At 71.9% G+C, this 2583-nt stretch carries 1 protein-coding gene; it reads right to left on the bottom strand.

Annotated features, from left to right (window positions below; genetic code table 11):
• A partial coding sequence (locus tag ABZ260_RS49840; protein WP_355632653.1) for an acyltransferase domain-containing protein occupies positions 1-2583 on the bottom strand: 2583 nt, incomplete at both ends.

Raw genomic sequence — 2583 nt, 5'->3', positions numbered from 1 at the left:
CCGCCGCTCGGCCAGCCGATAAGCGTCGATGTAGGCCATGTCGCACGCCGCGATCGTGACCTCGACCCCGTGCGCGATCAGCTCGGCCCGCAGCTCCAGCGCGCCCGGTGCGTCCAGGCCCCGGCGGCTGGTCAGCAGCAGATGACGTACGCCCCGCTCGGCCACCACATGCCGCGCGAACAGCGCACCCAGACCACCGGTACCACCGGTGATCAACACCGTCCCCTCCGGATCCCAGACCCGGCCCGCCCCGTCGCCAACGTCAGATCCTGGCGCCACCCGCGCCAAGCGCGGCACCCGCACCTCACCCCCGCGCACCGCCATCTGCGGCTCACCCGAGGCCAGCACCCCCGGCAGCACATCAAGCAGGCCCGACAGCGAGGCACGGTCCTGGTCCTGGTCCAGGTCCATGTCGACCAGCACGAACCGGCCCGGGTTCTCCGACTGAGCACTACGCACCAGACCCCACACCGCCGCGGCCCCCAGATCGGTAACCGCCTCGCCATCACCCGACGCGACCGCACCCCGAGTGACGAACACCAGCCGCGAATCGGCGAACCGCTCCTCGGCCAGCCACCGCTGCAGCAGATCCAGCACGCGAGCGGTCAGCACATGCGCCGATTCCACCGCCCCGGCCGCCGGATCGGAGACCACCTCCGCGAGCACCACCGCCGGTACCGGACCCGCCTCGGCCAGCGCGGACAGATCCGCATGCACCGGCACCACGTCCCCGGCCGCCCGCAACGCGGGGGCAAGGTCCAGGGCGTCCAAGCCAAGCACCGCCACCGGCACCCGGTCGGCTTCGGGGAGCCCGCCCGCCGTGGCCCACTCCACCCCGAACAGCGTGTCCTGCCCCGCCCCGCGACCATCGGAGAGCGCCAACTGCTCGGCGGGAATCGGCCGCAGCACCACCGACCGAGCCGACAGCACCGGCGCACCCGTCGCATCCACCGCGTTCAGCGCGACCGCGTCCCCGCCGCTCCTGACCAGCCGGACCCGCAGCACCGACGCCCCACCCGCGTGCAGGCACACCTCATCCCAGGAGAACGGCAGCAAACCGCCCTCGGAACCGTCCAGATCGGCGAAGACCACCGCGTGCAGCGCCGCGTCCAGCAGCGCCGGGTGCACCCCGAACGAATCCGCCTCGCTGACCTGCTCGGGCAACCTCACCTCGGCGAAGATCTCACCATCGCGCCGCCATGCCTCCCGCAACCCCTGGAACGCCGGACCGTACTCCAGCCCTCGGGTGGCCAACTCGTCGTACAGCCCCTCCAGCTCGATCGCGGTCGCGCCGGCCGGCGGCCACACCGCCGCGTCGAACGGCACGACGGCCTGGCTACCCGTGGCGAGCGTGCCGGTCGCGTGCTGCACCCACGGCACCTCCTCAGCCGCATCCGCCAACCGTGAGTACACACTCACCGACCGACTACCCGACTCCTCCGCGGCGCCCACCCACACCTGCACCGCCACCGCGTCATCCTCGCCCAGCACCAGCGGCGCGGTCAGCGTCAACTCCTCCACCAGGTCACAACCGACCTGGTCACCGGCCCGCACCGCCAGCTCCACGAACGCGCTGCCCGGCACCAGCGCCGAACCCGCCACCACGTAATCGGCCAGCCACGAATGCGACGCCGTTGACAACCGCCCGGTCAGCACCACCCCATCAGAGTCGGCCCGAGGCAGCACCGCACCCAGCAGCGGATGCCTCGGCGCGGCCAGGCCCAGAACACGGGCATCACCGCTCTGCCTGGCGTTCGGCCAGAACCGCTGGTGCTGGAAGGCGTAGGTGGGCAGATCGACCCGGCGCCCACCGGTCAGTACGGCCCGCCAGTCCACCTTCACGCCACGGACGAACAGCTCGGCCGCCGAGACCAGCACCCGATCCAGGCCACCGTCGTCGCGGCGCAAGGTCCCGGCGATCACGGTGGTGGCGTCGGTCTGGTCCACGCATTCGCCGATACCGACCGTCAGCACCGGATGCGGGCTCACCTCCACGAACACCCGATACCGCTGCTCCAGCAACGCCCCGATCGCGGACGCGAACCCCACCGTGGCCCGCAGATTCTCACACCAATACCCCGCCCCCAGCTCCGGCCCCTGCACCCACTGCCCCGTCACCGTCGACAGCATCGGCACCCGCACCACCCCCGGCACCACCCCCGCCAGCACCCCGGCCAGCTCCTCGGAGATCAGATCCACCTGCGCCGAATGCGAGGCATAATCCACCGCGATCCGCCGAACCCGCACCCCCTCACCCACCAACCGCTCGACCAGCTCCTCCACCGCCGCGACCTCACCGGCCACCACCACCGAACTCGGACCGTTCACCGCCGCCACCGACACCCGCCCACCCCAAGCCGCCACATACTCCGCCACCCGCTCCACCGGCAACGCCACCGACACCATCGCCCCCAACCCCGCCAACCGCTCCCCAATCAACCAGCTACGCAACGCCACCACCCGCGCGCCGTCCTGCAACGACAACCCACCCGCCACCACCGCAGCCGCGATCTCCCCCTGCGAATGCCCCACCACCGCATCCGCCCGCACCCCCAACGACTCCCACACCGCCGCCAACGACAC

Origin of the sequence: Streptosporangium sp. NPDC006013 (genome assembly GCF_040614275.1) — a bacterium.
Lineage (GTDB): Bacteria > Actinomycetota > Actinomycetes > Streptosporangiales > Streptosporangiaceae > Streptosporangium.
The sequence above is the reverse complement of the archived record's forward strand: the minus strand, read 5'-3'. Positions and strand labels throughout refer to the sequence as shown.